Raw genomic sequence first — 19,997 nt, forward strand, 5'->3', positions numbered from 1 at the left:
GCAAGAGTCATCCCGCCGTCTGTTTTCTCCAAGGTCAGGTCTTATCAGTATCGGCGCGAACAGCGCCTTATCATTCGCGGGTGGACGGCTTCTCGAGCGGCGATGCCAACGCATAGGCCTGATCTGACCCAGATTAAAGCAATTCACTACACGGAACGGAATACCGGGCCCCCGCCGATGAATGCTTCGAAGCGGGTGACTTTGGTATCTTTAGACTCGCGAGGTGACGTCACCAATACTCTCCTTTTGCGCATAGGCTTGCTGCGGTCGTGAAGGACCCTCTCATACGAACGACGAGGAGCGGGTTGAGAGGATAGCAGCCGCCTCAAGGCAGCCCAGGACTTGGCGCGAGTTTGTTCGTCCAGTGAAGGCTCATTCACGTAGCTAGTCTGGATTCGATCTGCCCCGCCGCCGTCGGTACCGAGTTGATCACGCGACTCGGAGCCGTATGGTCAAGCCCGAGTCTGGTTGATGAGTGGCTGATCCTTGATGAGATCGTGCACCACGCGGATGGCGTGGCTCTTTTCGACTTCACTTGATTGCTGGCTTTTGATTACCGCTCTGACGATAGCGGCGATCATGGGCGCGACGCGGATGGCGTGGCCGAGCAGGTTCTTTTCGATTTTTTCTGGCTGCTGGCCTTTGACCGCCGCTCTGATAATCGAGGCAATCGTCGACATGAGAGTCGCATTGCTAATGCCGAACAGTTTTTGATCGGCAGACCGCTGATCTTTCGCAAGTTCATCTAGGAAAGCTTGGTCAAGCAAGCTGCTGCTATTGGCATCGGGCTGCAGCTCCTTCCCCGCAGCCGCGATCATCGAGGCGATCGCGGAAGTCAAAATCGCACTGTCCATAGGCGAAATCGTTTGCTTAGCAGAAGTGTTCTCCTTAGCTCCGCTGATTAGCATTTGAATAAGCGTCGATACATCCATTGTTAGTTCTCCAGTTAGTACGCGTTCAATGACCTCGAGTGGTCCCGATGTAAGATCGGTTGCAGTCTCCGAGGTTTCATCAGCCTTGGCCGCCCCAAAGTTTATGAAAGTACGAAATCGTAAGTCGCCCGGATTCGGGGGCTCCTTTAGAGTAGGCGTCTGGGTAAGCCCAATATTGTCGATGGTTAACTGCACGGCTCTTGTAAGCGCACCCAAAGCTGCTCCACGACCAAGCTCCTTTAAGGAGTGGAGCAGGGCAAAGGTAAAAGCCGACTTCCCTCCCGTTAAATCGTTGCTCGCGGATGCCGTTTCGTTTTCGAGACAGGCAGACAGAAGCACGCCGTTCAGCTGGGCCCGGGACGACGGACTCGCGGCCCGCACCTTTGACCCTCCAAGAAAGGTCGCCTGACCAAATCGTTTAGCTTCTGTTGCGTTGTTATCAGCGTAGCCGTATTCGATGCACTTCTCGCTGGTTGGGTGAGTGTAGGCTTTGACGCGAGCCCGATTGGCTGCGCCACACTCTGTGGACGCCGCCACCCGCAAGCGTTTCTCGAGCCCCCCGGAAAAGCAGCAATCGGCGACGAGCGTAAATATTCCAGGCGGCAGGCTTTGCGACATCTGGCTGAGCACATCATCGAATAAAAACCCGTCGTAGAGAACCATGCATTGTTCGACGACACCGCTTCTCAGTTCAGTCGATCCGTGGCCAGAAAAGAAGAATACCAATCGATCATCCGGCGATGCGTCTGCGAATAGCCTTTTGAGCGCAACCGTTACATTGGCCACCGCGGCTTCGGAATCGACAAGCCGAACGATGTCCTGGAACGCGTAATCCTCCTTTAGCGTCTTCTCAAAGGCTTTGACGTCATTGATACAGCTCGGAAGATGGTTGTTACCGTCTTGATAGTCGTTGATCCCCACGACTACGGCCCGGCGCTTCGCTGAGGTCGTCTCACGTCCATTGGTCATGTCGGCCTGCCATTGCTTTGGGTTTCGGATCTTCAGGTATGGCTTTCTTTTTAAGAGGTCTGCCACCAACAGCGCTGCGGTGACAATACAGACGGCTCGAAGAAAGTGTCGTGAAACTCACGTGAAAGCGACGGCGGCTAATTCATTGCTCTTGAACTTGTGCTTTTTGATAATACGTCCACCGTCAGAGATGAGGCGGTGAAATTTGGAACCGATTTTTGAGGACGTCAGACCGCTACTGCGACTGCGCGTCTTTGGCGCCATGGAGGCGTGGAGCTGGACGGGCGAGAGCATTCTGCCCCGCGGCCGCAAAGCTCAGGCAATCTTGGCTTATCTCGCCATGTGCGGAGAGGCTGTCGTCCCGCGTCGCCGCCTTGCCAGGTTACTCTGGAGCACGCGCTGGGATGAACAAGCGCGGGCCAGTCTCCGGCAAAGCCTTATGGAGCTGAGGCGGGGCATCATCGCGATCGCTCCGGAATTGCTTTGCATCGAAAAGGATCGTGTCTCGTTGCAGATTGCCAAAGTCTGGATCGACGGGATTGGCATATCGGCGACAGCCCGCCGGTCAGTATCCCAGCGGGATCCCGCCACGTTTCTCGAAACCCTGCGTGGCCTCGACGTGGCATTCGACCAGTGGATCGACACTAGAGCAGTTTCTGGATAATCACGGTTAGGCATCGTAGCCGGCGTGGGCGAACAGGTTTTCGCATTCTTTGGGGTGGAAACGATCGATGGCGACGGCCACGGCGTCCCATAATTCCGGGATGGACCGGGCTGCTGCCTTTCGCAGTAAAGCCTTCAGCTTGGCGAAGGCCATCTCAATGGGGTTAAAGTCCGGGGAGTAGGGCGGAAGATAGCGAAGGGAAGCCCCCGCAGCCTCGATGATTTCGCGGACACCGACCACTTTATGAGCAGGCAGGTTGTCCATCACGACGACATCGTCGGGTTGAAGCGTCGGCACGAGGACGCGGCGCAAGTAGACCAGGAATGCTTCGCCATCCATGGCGCCGTCCAGGAGCCAGGGCGCGACGATCCCGTCGAGGCGCAGGCCGGCCGTGAAGGTCGTGGATTTCCAGTGCCCATGAGGAACAGCCGCCCGGCAACGCTGTCCACGCGCAGAGCGGCCTCGTAGCCGGGCCATCTTGGTATTGAGGCCACTTTCGTCGATGAAGATCAGGCGGCTCGGATCGAGATCGAGTTGGCCTTCGAACCACTCTTCCCGCGCTGCCAAAACATCCGGTCGCTGCTGTTCGGCCGCGTGCGCTGTCTTTTTTTGTACGTGATGCCACGCTTTGCGAAGAACGCATGGACCGTCGTCAGGCTGGCTTTGACCCCGCGCTCTGCCGCAAGGCGATCGACGATCTCGGCAAGCGTGATGTCCCGCTCATCGGTCTCGACCAAGGCGAGAATGAAAGTCTCGTGCGCGTCCAGCTTCGATACCTTCGGCTTGCCCTGCCGCCCAGGTTCCAGATTGCCGCTCGAACGCCAGGCCCGATACCATGCACCAGACGTCGATATCCCGATCGCAAACCGCCGTGCCGCTTCTCGGGTCGACAGGCCTGCCTCTATCGCCTCGATAACACGCGTCCGCAAATCCAGGCTGTAAGCTCGTGCCATGCCGCTGCTCCTTCCGCAAATCACTTCGATCAGGGAATCAGAACAAGCCGTTCACTGCAAACAAACGACTCCGATTAAGGGAAAACCGCTCTAAGCTGTCGACGTTCACACAATCGGGCGACACGAGGAGTTTGGCAGCGAAATATGGAGAAACTGCAACAACCACTCAGCTCGCGGCCCCGGTGACGGCTCGCCAGCGAGCAATCTGATGCGAAACTAGACTAGGCCGCAAACAAGGTGCAGGACATCGTCGGTCTTTACATGTCGCCTCCGGACCGGGCATGACCCCGCGAAAGACGTCACGCGCCGGCGAAGCGGAAAGCTCGACAAGCGCTTGACTTCAACCTGACGAATAGAGAAGCAACCCCCGATTGCTTACAGCTGCAAAGACTAAGGATGGGCCGCCACTCAGACTACGGTCATAACGTCTAGATGGCGAGGTCGTTACAGGAGACCGCGACTGAGTAGTTGTTGCAGCGTCTCCACAAGTCGCTGACAAACCTTTCGTGTCACCCGATTGTGTCAACGTCAGCAGTCTTGTGTCGATCCACCGATCGAATGCCGCATCGAGGCCACGCAGGGATTCCAGAAACGTGTCGGGATCCTGCTGGGATATTAACCGGTGGGGCCGGGCCGATTTGCCGATCCCGTCGATCCAGACTTTGGCAATCTGCAACGAGACACGATCCTTTTCGATGCAAAGCAATTCCGGAGCGATCGCGATGATGCCCCGCCTCAGCTCCATAAGGCTTTGCCGGAGACTGGCCCGCGCTTGTTCATCCCAGCGCGTGCTCCAGAGTAACCTGGCAAGGCGGCGACGCGGGACGACAGCCTCTCCGCACATGGCGAGATAAGCCAAGATTGCCTGAGCTTTGCGGCCGCGGGGCAGAATGCTCTCGCCCGTCCAGCTCCACGCCTCCATGGCGCCAAAGACGCGCAGTCGCAGTAGCGGTCTGACGTCCCCAAAAATCGATACCAAGTGTCACCGCCCCATCCTCTAAGGGGTCGACGTATAGCAAACGGGACGACGAGATGAAAGAGCAGTCCGATTATCTTCCGGAACCATTCGCGAGTGCCGCACTCGCGCCGTCCGGCAATCTTGTCGACACTGATCGCGCTGAGGGCACCTTCGGCGCGTCGTCATTCAAGAGCGTTGAATTAGCCGCCCGCCTGCGCATTTCACGTGAGGTTCACGACACTTCCGTCGAGCAGTCTGTACTATACTTCCGCGGCACACCTTTACAAAGAGTCCCAAACCTGGACATCCGAACCCTAAGCAATGGCAGGCCGACGTGACGAATGCACGTGAGACGAGATTCGCGAAGCGCCGAGCGGTAGTCGTGGGGATCAACGACTATCAAGACGGGAACAACCATCTTCCGAGCTGTATTAATGACGTTAAAGCCTTTGAGAAGATACTCAGGGAGGATTATGCATTCGAGGAAATCGGTCGGCTTGTCGATTCCGAAGCCACGGTGGCCGGCGTAACGGCCGCGCTTCAAAGGCTGGTCGCGGATGCCTCACCGGATGATCGATTGGTATTCTTCTTCTCTGGTCACGGATCGACTGAATTGAGAAACGGCGTGGCCGAGCAATGCATGGTGCTCTACGATGGGTATCTCTTCGATGACGAGCTCAGTCAGATGACGCAAAGCTTGCCGCCGGGGATATTCACGCTCGTCGCCGATTGCTGCCTTTCAGGCGGTCTCGAAAAAACGCTTGCTGATGCCGGTGTCTCGGGACGTTGGCGCAGGCAATCGTGCGCGCGTCAAAGCCTACACTCATGCAACTAGCGAGAAGTTCCTTGAACACGTCTACGCGCAGGACATCGCAACAGAAGTTAAACGATTTGGTGGGACGACCGTCCTTGGGAATTCACATATTCAGGCCGCGAGCCCGGCGTCCCGGGCTACAGCTGAACGGCGTGCTTCTGTCCGCCTGCCTCGAAAACGAAACGGCGGCCGCGAGCACCGGATCAACGGAAGGGAAATCTGCCTTTACCTTTGCCCTGCTCCAAGCCTTGAAGGAGCGTCGTCGCGGAGCAGCGTTGGGAGCGCTTACGAGAGCTGCGCAGTCAACGATCGAGAGTATCGGTCTTGCCCAGACGCCTACTCTAAAGGAGTCCCCGGATCCGGGCGACTTGCGATATCGCACTTTTATCAACTTTGACGCGCCCAAGGTTGATGAAACCTGGGAGACCGCAAGCGACCTCACATCCGGCCCGCTTGACATTATGGAACGCGTACGAACCGGAGGATCCACAATGGATGCAACGACGCTTATTCAACTGCTAATCAGCGGTGCTAAAGAGAACATTCCAGCCAAGCAAACGGCTTCCGCTAAGGAAAGTACGATTGTGAACCCTGCGATCGCCTCGCTGGTCGCGGCTGCGATCAAGGAGCAGCAGTCCGATGCAGTTGTCAGCAGCTTGCTTGACCAAGCGCTCCAGATTGTAGGTGACCTTGCGAAAGATCAGAGGTCTGCCGAGCAAAAGCGATTCGGGATAAGCAATGCGATTCTCATGCCGACGATCGCCTCGATGATCAGAACAGCATCCAAAGGCTTGCAGCCTGACGAAATCGAAAAGAGTCTGTTGGGCCACGCCATACGCGTCCTGCCCATGATCGCCTCGATCGTCAGAGAGGCGATCAAAGGCCAGCAGCCGGCCGAAATCGAAAAGAGCCTGTTCGGCCACGCCATACGCGTCCTGCCCATGATCGCCTCGATCGTCAGAGAGGCGGTCAAAGGCCAGCAGCCGGCCGAAATCGAAAAGAGCCTGTTCGGCCACGTCGTCCGCGATCTGATCAAAGATCAGCAAGTCATCGAGCAGAAGCTGTCAGGGCTTGGACCATAGGGTTCTGAGCCGCCTTATCAACTCAGTACTGACCTCTGTGAAGCAGATTGAATCCAGACCATGAGTGAGTCTTCACTGGACTAGCAGAATAACGCCAAAAAGCTGGCCGTCTTGGGGCAGCTTTCACCCTCTTCAGCCTGCCCTCGCCGCTCGGAATGGGCAGGTCTCTCTTCACGATCGCACTTGCCAAACCTATGTCGCAAAGGAGATTATCGATGACGTCACCTCACGAGTCTAAAGCGACCAAAATCACCCGCTTTGAAGCATTCATCGGCGGAGCCTGGCAAAGCTTTGAGGGCACGATTGTCCGCACCAAGGATACTGTATCCGTGGATACGTGAGCTGATTTCCGCTGACGGCAAGCCGTTCCGTGTAGTGAACAGCTTTAATCTGGGTCAGATTCAGGCCTATGCGTTGGCATCGCCGCTCGAGAAGTCGTCCAACCGCGCATCATAAGTGATTGTTCGCGCCGATTGCTAAAGCCTGACCTTCGAGAAGACAGACGACATGATGACACGTGCCGTGTCGGTGTGCTCGGCAAGCGTCTCCAACCTAAGCGCTCACTTGGACGGGACGGCTATGACAATCGAAAATCTCCCAGCGTGCCTGGCTGTGACGCTCAAATACGAAGGTGGATACTCGGACAATCGAAATGATCGGGGTAATTGGACCGGCGGGCACGTCGGCGTCGGAACTCTGAAGGGAACCAAATACGGGATCGCAGCTCATGTATATCCGGCTCTCGACATCAAGAACCTAACGCTTGATGACGCAAAGTCCATTTATGAAAGGGATTATTGGAAGAAAGTGCGCGGTGATAGTCTGCCTTGCGGCGTCGATCTCGCGACGTTTGACGCCGGTGTGATGTCCGGACCTCGGCGAGGCGTTCGATGGTTGCAAGGGGCAGTCGGGGCCAAACAGGATGGTATCGTCGGAAATGAGACGATTGCGAAAGCGCTTGCTGCGAACGGCAAAGTGACTATCCAAAGGATTTGCGCGAAACGTCGTGGCTTTGTGCAATCCCTTTTATCGAGCGCGCATTTCGGTAAGGGCTGGTCACGGCGCGTCGCTGAGGTTGAGGCGAAGGCAGTCACCATGTGGCTGACGCGCGGAACTGGGCAGCTAACGGAGGAGGACCGAGCGGAGATAAAGCAACATGGCATCGCTGCGAAGAAAAAGGCTGTTGTTCGAGGCAAGAGCGCAAAGTGCGCGGCAGGTCTCGGGGCCGGCGTCGGCATCCGCGATACGATCCTGGACCACGGCCCCGGTTGGATCGTGATCGGGGGTGTTGCTCTTCTCATGATCGGCGCGGTTGTGCTCGTTATCAAAGCCCGCCACCATAAGGAGCGTGTCGTGGCCTACGCTGCTGCAGCGACTTGCTGAGGAGTTCGATCCAGCGTCAAGGCTGCGCGGTCGTCAGACTCCTCTTAGCTGATCTCCCCTTCGAGTGAGTCGTCCTCCTTCAGTTCGGCCCACTCGTCACTCGGCTTGCCCCATTTCGTTGGTTTCCTGCCGGCCGAACTCGACGGTATCGCCGTGGCTGGCTCGATGAATCGAGCCAGTGAGGCAATCGAAGGCACGCGCCAAGGACGGCCGCCTTGCCGGCGAACGGACGGTGTAGCTGACTGTCGGTATGGATATCGCTACTGACTGTCGCCAAGTCACTCGTCTCGAAATTGTCGACACTGGCCTTCGGCGCCGCTGGTCGCAGGAAGAGAAGCTGCGGATCGTCGAGGAGAGCCATTCGGCTCCGCGGCAGGCATCCGCGACAGCACGGCGTCACGGGATTTCCAACCCGCTGCTGCTTGCCTGGCGCAAGGCGCATCACGAGGGTCGGCGTGGCGAAGGTGGCGTCTGCGGCTTCGTGCCGGCGATGATCCGTAGCGGAGCAGCCCAAGAAGGGTCCAGAACCGGCTGGCGGGCGCATGGAAGTGGTGAGCGTGAATGGCCGCAGGGGTCGCGGTCGAGTAGCTCAGCCATTCGGCTTTCGCCCTCACAGATCCGGGCGTGCAACCACGACCGTTGAACAGATCGGCGTGCGGACAGTTCGGGATCAGGTGCGCATGGAGGATCGCGTGCACCTCGTTCTTGATCCGGGTCCGATGACGCACGACTTGGTAGCGACGCTCGACTAGCCTGCGCATCCGCTCGGTGGCGGCATCCGGCCTCCAGATCTCCGGCAGATAGCCCGTTGCGAACAAACTGGCCAACGTGCCCGCGTCAATCTTGTCGGTCTTCACATGGGCATGGGCGATCGTATTCACCTGAAGCGGATTGGCGATGACCACCCGCTTCACGAAGGGGCGACAACACCCATGACACTGCCATGCAGTTGCCGGTCGCTTCGATCACCACCTCGTCTGTCGCCCGAAGACACGGTTCGGTTTGGGAAAACATTTCCCAACATTGCCGCGCACGAACACCATTCAAACCGATGCAACCTGGGTCAGCTCCGATTTCAGTACAAAGCCTAGTTATGTTGTTGATCAACCCCACCGGGCAGTTAGTGAGACAGATGCGCTTCAAAGGAGAAACCGCTTGACCGACGAGACTGTCAATCTGATCGAACTAACCGCAGATATCGTTTCCGCCTACGGCAGTAAGAATCCCGGGCCCGTGGCATCTCTCCCGGAACTGATCGCCAGCGTGAATTCGTCGCTCGCCAAGATTGGACAGCTAGCCGAACCCGATATGCCGGCCCAGTTCCCCGCAGTGAACCCAAAAAGGTCCGTATTTCCCGACTACATTATTTGCCTCGAAGACGGGAAGAGATTCAAATCGTTGAAGCGACATCTGGGTGTCCACTAGATCGTGTCCCGCGGCGTGGTGTAGCTGGCGGCCTTGGTCGCCGTGCTGTCCGGCATGGGCCGGGCTGATCAGCGCGCCACGGCAGGCAGGCTGATGAGGGGATCATCGCTCAATTGGCCGACGCTTTCCAGGGTCATGTATCTGGCCCGCTGGACGGCCCATTCATCGTTCTGTTCGAGCAGGATTGCGCCGACGAAGCGCACGATTGCATCGTCATTGGGGAAGATGCCGACGACCTCGGTGCGCCGCTTGATCTCGCCGTTGAGACGCTCGATCGGATTCGTAACCGGTATAAGATCCGTGGTGCTGAAGTCCGGCTGCGGATTCCTTGATCGCGGCGTATGGTGCGACCATCCGGGACAGAGGCACCGGGAGCACGAAGGTGCGGGCAGGCCGATCCACACGATGAGCTGCGAGCTCGTGTTAGTAGCTGGCCGCCTCTGCGACTCGCCCGGTTGCGCCGTGAGCGCGAATCCGTAGTTGTCGTGTCGCCCGCCGCTCCCGTCATCAACCTGACTGACAGGAGGCGCGCATGCGACGCGTGATTGGAATGGACATCCACCGCACCTTCGGTGAGGTGGTTTTCTGGGAAGATGGCAAGCTTCGCCATGGGGGCCGTGTCGACATGACCCGAACGGCGCTGGAAGGCTTCGGCAAGAGCCTTTTGGCAACGGACGAGGTGGTGATCGAGGCGACCGGCAACTGCATGGCGGTGGCCCGGGTGCTGTCGCCCTTCGTTAAGCGGGTGGTGATTGCCAATCCGCTGCAGGTGAAGGCGATCGCCCATGCCCATGTGAAGACCGACAAGATCGATGCGGGCACCTTGGCCAGCCTTTGTGCGGCTGGCTACTTGCCGGAGATATGGACGCCGGATGCCGCCACCGAGCGGATGCGCCGGCTTGTCGCGCGCCGCTACCAGGTCGTGCGGCATCGCACCCGGATCAAGAACGAGGTGCATGCGATCCTGCACGCTCATCTGATCTCGAAGTGCCCGCATGCCGATCTGTTCAATGGTCCCGGTCGCGCCTGGCTGATGCGCCAGCCGGTGCCCGATGATGAACGTGCTGCGATCGAGCGGCACGTGCGCGAACTCGATCGGCTTGCCGAGGACCTGGCGATCCTTGACCGGGAGATAGCCGAAAGCACGATGGATGACCCGGCGATCAGGCGACTTCTGACCATCACCGGTGTCAATCTGACAGTGGCGGCCGGTTTGGGCCTAATCGGCCCGAAGCTGAGATTTTGGCCAAGTCTGGGAACATTTGACGAACATCAGGGCTTGCTTCAAGTTTGTAGCAGGATGGCAACGTTTGCGGCGGTGAATTTGAAGCCCCGGAGATTCCGGGCCCTCGCGTCTCGCAAGCTACAAAGCGCCAGGCTCGGCGGTCCGACGAATGCGGGCCATGCGGCAGCCGCGGGGCGCGATTTTCTTTTGGCGGCGGGACAGAGCGGCGCCGGGCCCTTTCGGCAACTTCTTGTGGTTTATCGCGATGATATTTTCCTGAAGATTCCGATCTCAGCCACCGATTTGTACCCCCCAGCACCCGATGCGCCGACATCCAAGCTATCGACTGCGAGCGTTCGCGATTTTATTCGCCTGGCCAGCATTGCAAAGGTGCAGGCGCGGCAAAGTTCCGTCGATAGGACTGAACATGATAGCCTGACGTCAGAAACCGAATCACCTCTATCGAAATCGCATGGTTCTCTGGAGGGCGAGCCATGATGTCGGATCTGATAAAGACCCAGCATTTGTGCCGGAAAGCCGTGATTTACATCCGGCAATCGACGCCACATCAGATGGTCAACAACCAAGAGAGCCTGCGGCTGCAATATGCATTGCATCAGCGTGCGGGGGATCTCGGCTGGGATGACAACGATATCGAATTGATCGACGCGGACCTTGGCCAGAGTGGAGCGGCGGCAGCTCACCGTGCCGGCTTCAAAGATCTCCTTGCACGCGTCACCCTGGGCGAAGTTGGCATCGTTCTGTCGTACGAAGTGACACGGCTTGCTCGGAATTGCTCCGATTGGTATCCGCTCCTTGATTTATGTGGCTATCGGCAATGCCTCATCGGCGACCGCGATGGTGTCTACGACCCGGGTTCGGCCAATGGGCGCCTGTTGCTTGGCCTGAAGGGCACCATCTCGGAAGTAGAATTACACACGCTTCGCGGCCGTCTGACAGCGGGCTTGCTCAGCAAGGCCGAGCGGGGCGAGTTGGCATTGCTGTTACCAGCCGGATTGGAACGGGACGCCAATGGGATCGTGATGAAGGATCCAAACCAGGAGGTGCGGGACAGGATTGCCCTGATATTCTCGGCATTTTGGGAATTGGGCACTGTCGGGAAAGTCAACCGCTCCCTAAGGGATCGCGCCCTCACCGTACCGCGACGAAATCGATTTGGCGACATTGTCTGGCGCGTGCCAACTGCCGGAATGCTTGCGGGAATATTGAAGAACCCGGCCTATGCTGGCGCCTTCGTTTATGGCCGCACCCAGTCCTGTCGCGCCAGATATGCGAGTGGTAAGATCATCTCGCGCCGTCAGCCAATGGCGGAGTGGAAAATCGTAGTGAAAGACCGTTATCCTGCTTATCTCGACTGGGAGCGTTACGAGCGGATCCAGACCATGCTGAGTGACAATCACGCTGAATACCGAAGAAACCAGACACGCGGCGCGCCGCGTGATGGCGCGGCGGTGTTGCAAGGCATTGTCTGGTGCGGGCGATGCGGCCACAAAATGGGCGTGGAATACAAGAACGGCAACCGGTATGTCTGCAACTTCCTGGCACGCAGCCAGAGCGGAGCCTTATGCCAGCATTTGCCAGCCGATCCCATCGACGCGTGCGTCGTTGACGCCTTCTTTGCGGCGGCCAGTCCGGCTGAACTGGCCGAGTTGATGCACGCCAAAGATGCTCGTCAGCAGGCAAATGATGCTTTTGACCGCGCTGAAGAGCAGCAGATCAAACGCCTGCGCTATCAAGCGCTGCTTGCAGAAAGGCAGTATGATCGGGTCGACCCCGACAATCGCCTGATCGCAGCCGAGTTGGAACGCCGCTGGGAAAGTTCTCTTCGCGAGCTTCGTCGCGCGGAGGAAGCATTTGAGCGCCGTCGCGCGATGCAAAGTCAATCTGACGATCTGACGCTGGTCGACCAGAATGATTTTATCGATGCCAGTTCGCAGCTTCCTGCGTTTTGGCGGAGGCCTGACATAGAGTGGGGGCGCAAGAAAGCTTTACTGCGCAGCCTGATCGACAAAGTGATCCTGCAACGGGTCGTCCGGGATCGGATTACGATCCGCATTGTTTGGCGAGGAGGTGAAGTCACTGAACGCGAGGTCGAGCCGAGGGTGCATGCCTTGAGCGCCCTGTCGCGCGGGGCCGAGATGGAAGTCCGGCTGATCGAGCTGGCTCATCAAGGGCTCAACGACACAGAAATAGCGGCAAAGCTGACGGAGGAAGGCTTCCGCTCATCGCGCTGCAGCTACGTTCCTGTTCGCACCGTCCAGGTCGTCCGTCAACGCAATCGCGTGTTGAGGCAGTCCACGCCAATCCGCTCTTACCACCTCCCCGGGTGGCTAACGGTGTCTGAATTAGCGATGGCAGCGGACGTATCTCGCTCATGGATCCGGCATCGAATCCGCAGGGGCGTGATCAAAATCCAACAGAACGCCTATCCTAACCGCGTTCTGTTTCCGGATGCAGCTGAGACGATTGCCGCAATACAACAGCTCAAATCAGGCCTCAGGCAACATCTCGATTTTACCCAATCTGCTACCGAATGAGGGTATCAACATGATAGATCGTAGATGCCGTCGGCATCGCCAATCAGCGTATCAAACAACGCGCACATTTCCAGAAGTTGATGCCAGTCACGGCATGATCGTGCGAGGCGGGAGACTTCGATGCCAATGACCATTCCGACATGACCGAGCCCAACCTCCGCGACGAGACGCTGGAAGCCGGGCCGATCAAGCGCCGACGCGCCCGAGCGGCCCAGATCGTCATCGATCACCGTTATCTGGTCACGACGCCACCCCAGCCGGAATGCCCGGTCCGCCAAGGCGTATTGAAGCCGCGTTGACTCGCGGTTGTGTTCGACCTGTCGACCTGTCGAACCGTCGAACCGTCGACTGCCGAACGTACACGATGGCCTGGCGATCATTGTGACGGCTGTGGATCTTTTCCGGCAACGTGAAGGTGAGCAGGCTCGCTTCTGCATTCATGACCGATCTCCCGATCCGTCGACACATTCCGTTGTATCAGGCTGCTGATCAGCGCTACGAGGCGACGACGGCGATCTGCCGGCAAATCCGTCCAGCGGATGTATATTCGCTTCTGGCTCATCACGATTCGCCATCCATTGGGTCAACAGAATCAGCGCTTTGTGGCCAATGCGTGGTATCAGCGGAACCTCACCTCCAGAGGTTTCCTTACTATGCGCTTTCAATGGGGTTAAAGTCCGGGGAGTAGGGCGGAAGATAGCGAAGGGAAGCCCCCCGCAGCCTCGATGATTTCGCGGACACCGACCACTTTATGAGCAGGCAGGTTGTCCATCACGACGACATCGTCGGGTTGAAGCGTCGGCACGAGGACGCGGCGCAAGTAGACCAGGAATGCTTCGCCATCCATGGCGCCGTCCAGGAGCCAGGGTGCGACGATCCCGTCGAGGCGCAGGCCGGCCGTGAAGGTCGTGGATTTCCAGTGCCCATGAGGAACAGCCGCCCGGCAACGCTGTCCACGCGCAGAGCGGCCTCGTAGCCGGGCCATCTTGGTATTGAGGCCACTTTCGTCGATGAAGAACAGGCGGCTCGGATCGAGATCGAGTTGGCCTTCGAACCACTCTTCCCGCGCTGCCAAAACATCCGGTCGCTGCTGTTCGGCCGCGTGCGCTGTCTTTTTTTGTACGTGATGCCACGCTTTGCGAAGAACGCATGGACCGTCGTCAGGCTGGCTTTGACCCCGCGCTCTGCCGCAAGGCGATCGACGATCTCGGCAAGCGTGATGTCCCGCTCATCGGTCTCGACCAAGGCGAGAATGAAAGTCTCGTGCGCGTCCAGCTTCGATACCTTCGGCTTGCCCTGCCGCCCAGGTTCCAGATTGCCGCTCGAACGCCAGGCCCGATACCATGCACCAGACGTCGATATCCCGATCGCAAACCGCCGTGCCGCTTCTCGGGTCGACAGGCCTGCCTCTATCGCCTCGATAACACGCGTCCGCAAATCCAGGCTGTAAGCTCGTGCCATGCCGCTGCTCCTTCCGCAAATCACTTCGATCAGGGAATCAGAACAAGCCGTTCACTGCAAACAAACGACTCCGATTAAGGGAAAACCGCTCTAGGCCACGCCATCCGGCGCTTTCGATGGCCAGCCCGTGATCCGCGGCGATCTTTTGGCAGGCTTCGAGCATGCGGGCTTGGATCCGCTCGCAAGCTACAGGCGTCAGCCGGATGATGCGGTTTCCTTTGCTCAATCTGGTTCGCCTTTCCGTACCTGGTAGACGGTTCCGCGCGAGATGCCGAGATCACAAGCGATCTGTGTCGGGCCGTGGCCCTGTTTCAGTCGGCGCATGATTTCGGCACGGTCGATCTTTGGCGGCCGGCCTTTGTAGATGCCGCGCTTCCTGGCGGCGGCAATGCCCTCGGCCTGCCGCTCGCGCCGTAGATTGGTCTCGAATTCGGCAAAAACGCCGAGCATGTCAAAGAAGGCTTTGCCGGTGGCGGTCGAGGTGTCGACAGGCTGCTCGGTCGCGGACAGATGCGCGCCCTTGGCTTTCAGCCGGTCCACTATCACCTGCAGATCGCGCAAGGAGCGCGCCAAGCGATCGATGCGGGTGACGACGAGCGTCTCGCCGGCATGGATGAAGTCGAGAATGGTGGTGCGCTGCGGGCGACCTTCCAGCGAGGCGCCGCTCTTCTGTTCCTCGCGAATGACCTCGCAGCCGGCGGTCTTGAGTGCGGCGAGTTGCGCGGCAAGATTCTGGTCGGTGGTGGAGGTGCGCGCGTATCCGATACGAGTCATGCGAACCGTTCATTTTGGGTGTGCCAAGGCATGAATTCGTTCAATATCTCAAATCGGACCCAAAATAAACATGGCTGTGCGGCTGGAACGTGTTCATTTGCGTTGTGCTGGCTGGGTATACCCAACATTGTCACCACAAAGGTGCGCCGCCAGCTTCGAGGGTGGTCATAACGATATCCTCCATGAGCGGGATATCTTGCAGGGGATGCTTCTGCATCAAGGCAAAAGCTGCTGCGGCCAGTGTTTTCGACTGGTTTTCCTTTTTGGCCGATTTGAGGATGATCGCAGTTTGCAGAAACCGTCTCGCCCAGATGTCTCGACGGCCTTCAAGAAAAGCCCAGATCCTGGTTTCTGCGGTTCGCGCAGAGCGGGATCGTCGAATGATGTCGCGCGTCTCGCCCGTGTCTTCAAACCAGCTGTCGATCAGCGGGACAAGCGCATCCAGCGCCGTCTCGTTGTTGAGCATCCGATCCAGCTTTGCCGTTGTCGCATTTGGGATCTCTCCTTGCGGGTCGACATGATCCAGCAGAGCCTGCAGATCCCTTTCTTGGGGCCGCAGATTGTTCAAATTGCAGGCTTCCATCACATCGATAAAACCTGGCGCCGGCATGTGTTCATTTTCTATCCCATCTGCCAATGCCGCCTCCAGCAACAACTCGGCAGTCATTCGATCAATGCGAACGCTATTCGCTTCCTGGCGGGTGTAAGAGACGATGCTGGTTGCCTCGCGCTTTGAGCGGCAGCGAATGACAAAGGCATCCTTGATGCCGTATCCTGTTTTCAGCAGAATCATCGCGACGAATGTCTGGTTCTTCTGTTTCCCGACAATCGAGATGCTTTGTGCTCCGACACCGTCAGCGAGGCTTGCCATGATGTCGCCGACTACCGGCTTTGCCTCATTGTCATGGGAAGCACCGGCGAGACTTTTTCGTCGAGCCAGCTTGCCGATGTCATCGACGATTGCCCGGGCGGCGCTTGCCGGCAACCAGCCGCGAATGATTGGCAGATAGAACAAGGTTCCGGCCAGCAGGCTCGCGCTTGTGAGTCTTTGGCGCAGACCGGCGGCCACGGCCTCCTGGATCAATGGTGTGCCGGACAACAGCCAATACAGGGCGCAGCGTTCCAAAATTGGATTGTCCAGGGTCAAAAGATGATCGACAAACGCAGCCTGCATTTCCTCCGGCATTCCTGCCGTCATCTCGTCCAGGCCGCTGAAAAACTCATACGGCCCACCACCCTCGGCCTCAACTTCGGCAGCTAAAGTGGCAAGGGTGCCATCGAGGTCCGAGACCGGAGCCTCGGCAGGTATAGTTTGCCCGACTGTATTGAGTATCAATATATCCGGCACGGGCAGACCGGCACGCCGATACAAGCCGGCAATTTTCATGAGGTGAAGCGGTTCGCATACTTCGGCGGCAACGTGAGCCTGGATTGCGGTCTCCGCGTCTTTCAGAAAAATCTTTCCGTATGAGCTGTCATTCTCGATGCCCATCCGCGCCTCATCCAGCAGTAAACCGAACAACAAAGCCGCATCCGGGCGACCATCCGTGGATTGCATTACCTCCGTTACGATGGCAGCGGCGCCATCAGCAAGAAGATCATGCTTTGATCTCTCAAAATAAGACTGGAACTCCATCGACGGCAGCCCATGTCGGTTGAGAACATCCAGGCATGACACAGCAAATTTGGCCATAATCGTTCTCCGAGGCTATGCGGCTTTCCGCCCGAAATCGATCCTGCGCTCAAGATCGAGATCAAAGCGGCCATAGGGATTGACATGGCTATAGATCAGCGGCGTAAGGCCGCGATAGTCCTCCGCTGCCAGCCGTCCAGCCCATGTCGTCTCGACCAGCACCGCCTGCATCATGCGGGTGTTCACATAGACAAGACAATTCTGCAACAGATGCAGCGCCAGCGCCGAGCTCTCCTGATCCTCCAAGCGATTGCTGGCGATCTCGCCGCCCTTGCCGAAGAACACGAAGCTGGTGGCGCTGTTCCAGTTCTCAACCACGTTCAGCCCTTCATTGATTTCGCGGCGGAATTGCTCCTGACGCAGATACCGGCACAGGAAAATCGTCTTGATCGCCCGACCGAGCTCGGCGAGCGCCTTGTAGGTAGGATGCATCACCTCGGCGCGCGCAAACCGGCGCAGGATCGCCTCCGGATCAGCCATCCCGCTATGCATGGCGGCGGTATACTTGACCATTTCGTCATATTGCTGCTCGATCTCGTCCCAGTTGATGACACTGGAAAGAACCGGCAGCAGATTGGGCAATTCGGCCCGCAATCCGCCATGCGGCAGCGCTAGCTTCTGCCGGGAGACGGCCTTCAGGCGGGGCGCCAGCTCGAACCCGAGCAGATGACAAAAGGCAAAGCCGATCGTACTCTGGCCATGGCTGTCGACATATTGCCGCTGGATTTCGATGTCGGTGCAGTGGCGCAGCACGCCCTTGATCATCGAAGCCACTTCCGACGATGAGCAACGTTTGAGCTGTGAGAAGATGCAGGTCGAACCCTTTTCGACGTGCCAATAGATCATCACGCCGCGGCCGCCATAGCGGACGTGCCATTCCGTCATCATGTTGCCGTCCCAGGCGCCGAACTTCTTGGAATCCGACGCGCAGGCCGTGCCGGCTTCGCCCCAAATGGCGGTGTTTCGAACAGCCAGGGTCTGATTGACGACGCACCCGCACGCTGCCTCGAGCGCATCGCGATGGATGAAGCGCCGGCCTACATGTAGCAGTTCCTCGTAGCTCACATCCGGGCATCCCGCTGCCACGCGCTTCAGGCCGGCATTTGTGCCCAACCCGTAAAGGCACAAGATCAACCGTCGATCGAGATCGCTGCGCGAAAGCGCTACGCGGGTGGCCGACGTTTCAAAGGTATCGAGGAAGCCCGTATCGAGCGCGGTCTCCTTCAAAACGTCCAGCAGTTCCGTCATCGGCCATCGCCGGCCAATCTCGCCCTTGAGCGATTGTAGGCCCTGCGGTTCCGGCAGCGGCTGAAACGGCGTGATCGAGATGCGGTTTTCGCCACGCCAAAGGATGCGCACCTTGTCGTTACGGGGCAGCTCGGCGTTCAGCAGTCGCAGTTCCCGCTCGAGTTCGGCCCGGATTTGGCGCGTGAAGGCGCGCGCATCAGGCGTCAGGTTCAGCGCATCATAATAGGCCGAGCGCCGGCTCTCGAAATCCGTCGGCAGATCGTCGTCCGGATTGCGATAGCGGTCGGCGCCAACGACCCAGATCTCCTTGGCCCGGATGCGGTCGCGCAATTGGCTGAGCACGCACAATTCATAACTGATGCGGTTGATGCGCGCGTCCTTGCCAATGATGGCGGTGCGCCATTTAGCCGGAATGACGCCATCGATCGGCACAGCGCCCCTTGGCGCGACACGGCATCCAGTGTCGAAGGCCAGCTTTATCCATTCCAACGCCTCAAGCACCGGACGATGCACGGCGTTGTTCGAACGGAATTCCAGAGCCGACAGCAGTTTCGGCAATATCCTCCGGTAGTGATTGGCGTAGGAGCCGCGCATCACCGCATAGACGCGCCGCTCGAGCGTGCCCTTCGTCCGATATTCCTTGATGATCGCCGCCAGCTTGTCCTGGCCAGCCACCGGAAAGATCACGTCGCAGACGACGCCATCAGGCCTCTCGATCGCCGCCCCCGCAATATCGACGAGCAGCTGTTCCTTGCCGTAGACCTTCTCAATGTCCTTGGCGATCCCGGCCACGACCTTGCGTTTCGAACGTACGCCGATCTTGTGGACGGTCTCCACCAGCAGGTCGATCATGCCATCAATGATCTGCGCCTGGCGCACCATCAGGAATACCGCATAGAAAGCCAGCTGCCGCTGTGCAGAGTGGCGGCGCATCTCCGAAGCCTTTTCGGCACCAACGCGCCGGACGATCTGATCAATCCAGTGTTTGCCGACACCCGACAGCACCTCCATCGGCAGATGGAGCGTCTTGATGAACGCCAATTGGTCGGCAAGAGACAGCATGTTCTCCAGCGTGGCGGCACCCGGATCGGCCTTGATCGTATGAAACCCAGTCACCCCGTCCGGATCGGCAAGCGAAGCCTCCATCTGCGCGATCGTTTCCAAGCGCAGACTATCCGACACTCTTTCAAGGAACGTGTCCACGAAATGCTGCCGCTGAGCGCGCACCAACCGGTCCATCTCCTTGCGCGAAGGCGCGAAAATCCTGTGGTCCCGACACCAGAGAAACACGTCCTCAAGCATTGCCGCAGCGGCCATGCCGCAAGGGCACAGCTCTGTTGCGATCCAGATCTCAAGAGTTGCGCGGTCCGCCCGCCTCATTCTTCGAATGCCGAGGTGACGCAGGATTTCCGCGCAATGGCGCCGTCCCGAACGTCCTGAAAACTCATACCCAAGAAGGGCGCTGCTGCCGACGCCGAGTTGTTCGGCCAGATAGCTTGCAGCCTCGTCAGGAATATCGCCAACGGTCGTAGCGAAATATCCGAATGCGGCAAAGAATTTCAATTGAGCCGCAAGACCGAGCCGCGTTCCAACCGGCTTGGCATTCACAAATTCAAGGTCGGCAAACGAAAGGCTCCACCCTTTGGCCAACTCCTCCGGCAAAACATGCACACCCATAAATCCACTCCCTTGCAGAAGCGAAATCTCAGGCGATCATGCCCATCCCGTCAATCCGTTCCGGCAACGTTCCACAACTTGGCCAAAATCACAGCTTCGGGCCGATTAGGCCTACTTGGAGCGGCTCGACCGCCGCTCTTCAGGTGACTGGAAAGGTGAGAAGGAACGGATTGCGCGACAA

General features: G+C 58.3%; 17 protein-coding genes and 4 pseudogenes. 10 read left to right on the forward strand and 11 right to left on the reverse strand.

Annotated features, from left to right (window positions below; translation table 11 throughout):
* Positions 1-452 precede the first annotated feature (452 nt).
* Positions 453-1,901, reverse strand: coding sequence for a caspase family protein (locus ACFSOZ_RS24160; RefSeq protein ID WP_379101945.1), 1,449 nt, complete (start codon positions 1,899-1,901; stop codon positions 453-455).
* 205 nt (positions 1,902-2,106) lie between these two features.
* On the opposite strand from ACFSOZ_RS24160, the gene ACFSOZ_RS24165 reads away from it, so the two are divergent.
* The gene (locus ACFSOZ_RS24165) at positions 2,107-2,565 is read left to right on the forward strand and encodes an AfsR/SARP family transcriptional regulator (RefSeq protein WP_379101946.1); all 459 of its coding nucleotides are present in this window, start codon (positions 2,107-2,109) and stop codon (positions 2,563-2,565) included.
* Between the two features lie 6 nt (positions 2,566-2,571).
* On the opposite strand, the gene ACFSOZ_RS24170 is transcribed toward ACFSOZ_RS24165, so the two are convergent.
* Positions 2,572-3,518 (reverse strand): IS630 family transposase gene (locus ACFSOZ_RS24170; protein ID WP_417568608.1). Its coding sequence is split into 2 segments (ribosomal slippage): positions 2,572-3,174 and positions 3,177-3,518, totalling 945 coding nucleotides; the frame shifts between segments, so codons are not numbered across the junction.
* A 1,032-nt stretch (positions 3,519-4,550) separates the two neighbouring features.
* On the opposite strand from ACFSOZ_RS24170, the gene ACFSOZ_RS24175 reads away from it, so the two are divergent.
* The 6 genes from ACFSOZ_RS24175 to ACFSOZ_RS24200 all read left to right on the forward strand — a co-directional run bounded on the left by ACFSOZ_RS24175 (position 4,551) and on the right by ACFSOZ_RS24200 (position 8,398).
* Entirely contained in the window at positions 4,551-4,814 is a 264-nt protein-coding gene (locus tag ACFSOZ_RS24175; RefSeq protein ID WP_379101948.1) for a hypothetical protein, read from the forward strand.
* Positions 4,811-5,311 (forward strand): caspase family protein, encoded by a 501-nt coding sequence (locus ACFSOZ_RS24180; protein WP_379101950.1) that lies wholly within the window; start codon positions 4,811-4,813, stop codon positions 5,309-5,311. The genes ACFSOZ_RS24175 and ACFSOZ_RS24180 overlap by 4 nt, the downstream gene beginning before the upstream one ends.
* A gap of 131 nt (positions 5,312-5,442) precedes the next feature.
* Positions 5,443-6,372 carry a caspase family protein gene (locus ACFSOZ_RS24185; protein ID WP_379101952.1) on the forward strand — a complete coding sequence of 310 codons (930 nt, stop codon included), beginning with the start codon at positions 5,443-5,445 and terminating at the stop codon, positions 6,370-6,372.
* 215 nt (positions 6,373-6,587) lie between these two features.
* A complete protein-coding gene (locus ACFSOZ_RS24190; protein ID WP_379101954.1) occupies positions 6,588-6,713 on the forward strand; it encodes a hypothetical protein in 126 nt (41 codons plus the stop codon).
* 238 nt (positions 6,714-6,951) lie between these two features.
* Positions 6,952-7,755 (forward strand): glycoside hydrolase family 108 protein, encoded by an 804-nt coding sequence (locus tag ACFSOZ_RS24195; RefSeq protein ID WP_379101956.1) that lies wholly within the window; start codon positions 6,952-6,954, stop codon positions 7,753-7,755.
* A 250-nt stretch (positions 7,756-8,005) separates the two neighbouring features.
* Entirely contained in the window at positions 8,006-8,398 is a 393-nt protein-coding gene (locus ACFSOZ_RS24200) for a transposase (RefSeq protein ID WP_379102039.1), read from the forward strand.
* On the opposite strand, the pseudogene ACFSOZ_RS24205 reads toward ACFSOZ_RS24200, so the two are convergent.
* Positions 8,379-8,733: pseudogene (locus tag ACFSOZ_RS24205) on the reverse strand (IS110 family transposase); the annotation flags it as partial. The gene ACFSOZ_RS24200 and the pseudogene ACFSOZ_RS24205 sit on opposite strands and share 20 nt — an antisense overlap.
* 177 nt (positions 8,734-8,910) lie before the next feature.
* Between ACFSOZ_RS24205 and ACFSOZ_RS24210 the strand changes: the two are divergent.
* A complete protein-coding gene (locus ACFSOZ_RS24210; RefSeq protein WP_379101958.1) occupies positions 8,911-9,180 on the forward strand; it encodes a Ros/MucR family transcriptional regulator in 270 nt (89 codons plus the stop codon).
* Between the two features lie 68 nt (positions 9,181-9,248).
* Here ACFSOZ_RS24210 and ACFSOZ_RS24215 read toward each other — a convergent pair.
* A pseudogene (locus tag ACFSOZ_RS24215) lies at positions 9,249-9,464 on the reverse strand (transposase); the annotation flags it as partial.
* 248 nt (positions 9,465-9,712) lie between these two features.
* Here ACFSOZ_RS24215 and ACFSOZ_RS24220 point away from each other — a divergent pair.
* Together ACFSOZ_RS24220 and ACFSOZ_RS24225 are read left to right on the forward strand one after the other, a co-directional pair.
* Positions 9,713-10,903 (forward strand): IS110 family transposase, encoded by a 1,191-nt coding sequence (locus tag ACFSOZ_RS24220; RefSeq protein ID WP_379101960.1) that lies wholly within the window; start codon positions 9,713-9,715, stop codon positions 10,901-10,903.
* On the forward strand, positions 10,900-12,963 hold the full coding sequence (locus ACFSOZ_RS24225; RefSeq protein ID WP_379101962.1) for a recombinase family protein: 2,064 nt from the start codon (positions 10,900-10,902) through the stop codon (positions 12,961-12,963). The genes ACFSOZ_RS24220 and ACFSOZ_RS24225 overlap by 4 nt, the downstream gene beginning before the upstream one ends.
* A gap of 5 nt (positions 12,964-12,968) precedes the next feature.
* On the opposite strand, the gene ACFSOZ_RS24230 is transcribed toward ACFSOZ_RS24225, so the two are convergent.
* The 7 genes and pseudogenes from ACFSOZ_RS24230 to ACFSOZ_RS24260 all read right to left on the reverse strand — a co-directional run bounded on the left by ACFSOZ_RS24230 (position 12,969) and on the right by ACFSOZ_RS24260 (position 19,816).
* A complete protein-coding gene (locus ACFSOZ_RS24230; protein ID WP_379101964.1) occupies positions 12,969-13,241 on the reverse strand; it encodes a recombinase family protein in 273 nt (90 codons plus the stop codon).
* 439 nt (positions 13,242-13,680) lie between these two features.
* A pseudogene (locus tag ACFSOZ_RS24235) lies at positions 13,681-13,948 on the reverse strand (transposase); the annotation flags it as partial.
* Positions 13,949-14,289: 341 nt separating this feature from the next.
* Positions 14,290-14,424 (reverse strand): annotated as a pseudogene (locus ACFSOZ_RS24240) (IS630 transposase-related protein); the annotation flags it as partial.
* A 37-nt stretch (positions 14,425-14,461) separates the two neighbouring features.
* Positions 14,462-14,650, reverse strand: a complete 189-nt coding sequence (locus ACFSOZ_RS24245; protein WP_143748505.1) for a hypothetical protein — start codon at positions 14,648-14,650, stop codon at positions 14,462-14,464.
* Positions 14,647-15,198, reverse strand: coding sequence for a recombinase family protein (locus ACFSOZ_RS24250; RefSeq protein WP_379101966.1), 552 nt, complete (start codon positions 15,196-15,198; stop codon positions 14,647-14,649). The genes ACFSOZ_RS24245 and ACFSOZ_RS24250 overlap by 4 nt, the downstream gene beginning before the upstream one ends.
* 130 nt (positions 15,199-15,328) lie before the next feature.
* Complete coding sequence (locus ACFSOZ_RS24255; RefSeq protein ID WP_095205182.1) at positions 15,329-16,891, reverse strand: hypothetical protein; 1,563 nt, start codon at positions 16,889-16,891, stop codon at positions 15,329-15,331.
* A gap of 15 nt (positions 16,892-16,906) precedes the next feature.
* A complete protein-coding gene (locus ACFSOZ_RS24260) occupies positions 16,907-19,816 on the reverse strand; it encodes a Tn3 family transposase (RefSeq protein WP_379101968.1) in 2,910 nt (969 codons plus the stop codon).
* Positions 19,817-19,997 lie beyond the last annotated feature (181 nt).

Source organism: Mesorhizobium newzealandense, assembly GCF_042682145.1.
In the GTDB taxonomy this organism is placed as follows: Bacteria; Pseudomonadota; Alphaproteobacteria; order Rhizobiales; family Rhizobiaceae; genus Mesorhizobium; species Mesorhizobium newzealandense.

Bases quoted from the DNA above. Each gene is read 5' to 3' on its own strand.
- ACFSOZ_RS24195 (WP_379101956.1), top strand. From the start codon at position 6,952: ATGACAATCGAAAATCTCCCAGCGTGCCTGGCTGTGACGCTCAAATAC.
- ACFSOZ_RS24190 (WP_379101954.1), top strand. From the start codon at position 6,588: ATGACGTCACCTCACGAGTCTAAAGCGACCAAAATCACCCGCTTTGAA.
- ACFSOZ_RS24260 (WP_379101968.1), bottom strand. From the start codon at position 19,816: ATGGGTGTGCATGTTTTGCCGGAGGAGTTGGCCAAAGGGTGGAGCCTT.
- ACFSOZ_RS24225 (WP_379101962.1), top strand. From the start codon at position 10,900: ATGATGTCGGATCTGATAAAGACCCAGCATTTGTGCCGGAAAGCCGTG.
- ACFSOZ_RS24255 (WP_095205182.1), bottom strand. From the start codon at position 16,891: ATGGCCAAATTTGCTGTGTCATGCCTGGATGTTCTCAACCGACATGGG.
- ACFSOZ_RS24160 (WP_379101945.1), bottom strand. From the start codon at position 1,901: ATGACCAATGGACGTGAGACGACCTCAGCGAAGCGCCGGGCCGTAGTC.
- ACFSOZ_RS24250 (WP_379101966.1), bottom strand. From the start codon at position 15,198: ATGACTCGTATCGGATACGCGCGCACCTCCACCACCGACCAGAATCTT.
- ACFSOZ_RS24175 (WP_379101948.1), top strand. From the start codon at position 4,551: ATGAAAGAGCAGTCCGATTATCTTCCGGAACCATTCGCGAGTGCCGCA.
- ACFSOZ_RS24220 (WP_379101960.1), top strand. From the start codon at position 9,713: ATGCGACGCGTGATTGGAATGGACATCCACCGCACCTTCGGTGAGGTG.
- ACFSOZ_RS24200 (WP_379102039.1), top strand. From the start codon at position 8,006: ATGGATATCGCTACTGACTGTCGCCAAGTCACTCGTCTCGAAATTGTC.